General features: G+C 67.7%; 1 protein-coding gene. It reads left to right on the forward strand.

The window, feature by feature from the left end; all coding sequences use genetic code 11:
* The first annotated feature begins 61 nt into the window (after positions 1-61).
* A complete protein-coding gene (locus APY03_RS23740) occupies positions 62-1,531 on the forward strand; it encodes a M20 family peptidase (protein WP_068680691.1) in 1,470 nt (489 codons plus the stop codon).
* Positions 1,532-1,589 lie beyond the last annotated feature (58 nt).

Consider the following 1,589-nt stretch of genomic DNA (forward strand, 5'->3'; position numbering starts at 1 on the left):
GATCCGGAAGCTGGTGGCCGAAGGCAGGCAGTTCGGCTGATCGCGAGCGCGAAGGCAGGCCATGGTCAAACGGGTGTTGGTAGTGCTGCTGCTGGCCGTGCTCGTGCTGGTGGCGGTGACCGCGGGCAATACCTGGCGCCGGCCTTCGTTGCAGCTGCAGGTGCCGCCTGCCCCGCGCGTGGAGATCGACGAGAAAGCGGCCGCCCAGCGGCTCGCGGGCGCGATCCCGATCCGTACCGTCTCCGGCATGGAAGGCCTTCAGGCCAACGGCTCGGCGTTCAAGGAGCTGCACGCCTACCTGGCGCAACAGTTCCCGAAGCTGCATGCCACGCTGAAGAAGGAAGTGGTGGGCGACAACGCGCTGCTCTACACCTGGACCGGCAGCGATCCGGCGGCCAGGCCGATCGCGCTGATGGCGCACCAGGACGTGGTCCCCATCGCGCCCGGCACCGAGAAGGCGTGGCAGACCGACCCCTTCAGCGGCCAGATCAAGGACGGCTTCGTCTGGGGCCGCGGCACCTGGGACAACAAGGGCAACTTGCTGGCGCAGATGGAGGCCATCGAGATGCTGCTTGCAGGCGGCTTCCAGCCGCGCCAGACCGTGTACCTGGTCGCTGGCGACGACGAGGAGGTCAGCGGCCTGCGCGGTGCCAAGCCGATCGCCGAACTGCTGAAGTCGCGCGGCGTGCGGCTCGAATGGGTGCTCGACGAAGGCCTGCTCGTCACCGAAGGGGTGCTCGCCGGGCTGGACAGGCCGGCGGCCCTGATCGGGCTGGCCGAGAAGGGCTACGGCACCTTCTTCCTTTCGGTCGACCAGCCGCCCGGCCACTCCTCGATGCCGCCGGCGCGCAGCGCCATCGGCAGCATGAGCACTGCGCTGGCAAAGCTCGAGGCGAACCCGATGCCGGCAGCCATCGGCGGCGTGGCGGGCGAGATGTTCGCCACGCTGGCGCCCGAGATGAACGGCTTCAACCGCGTCGCGCTGTCCAACCTGTGGCTGTTCGGACCGCTGGTGCGGGGCCAGCTCGAGAAGGGCACGAGCAGCAACGCCATGCTGCGCACGACCACTGCGCTGACCGTCGTGCGCGCCGGCAACAAGGACAACGTGCTTCCCGGCCGCGCCGAGGCTGCCGTCAACTTCCGCGTGCTGCCTGGCGACAGCCTGGCCTCGGTCGAAGCCCATATCCGCAAGACCATCGACAACGACACGATCGCCATCAAGCCCTATCCCGGCAACTCGGAGCCTTCGCCGGTCTCGCCGACCGACAGCCTGGGCTACCGCACCATCGCCCAGTCGGTGCGCCAGGTGTTCCCCGATGCCATCGTGGCACCCGGCCTCATGATCGCGGCGACCGATTCGCGCCATTTCTCGATCCTGAGCGACGCCGTCTACCGCTTCTCGCCGGTGCGCGCGCGGCCTGAAGACCTGTCGCGCTTCCATGGCACCAACGAGCGCATCTTGATTGCCAACTACGTCGAGATGATCCGGTTCTATCACCAGCTGCTGCGCAACACCGCGCAGCCCCAGTAAACCTTTTCCCTCCCATTCTGCAAAGGACCTCACCATGACCCGCGCCGTCATCGTCTCC

Source organism: Variovorax sp. WDL1 (assembly GCF_001541225.1).
In the GTDB taxonomy this organism is placed as follows: Bacteria; Pseudomonadota; Gammaproteobacteria; order Burkholderiales; family Burkholderiaceae_C; genus Variovorax.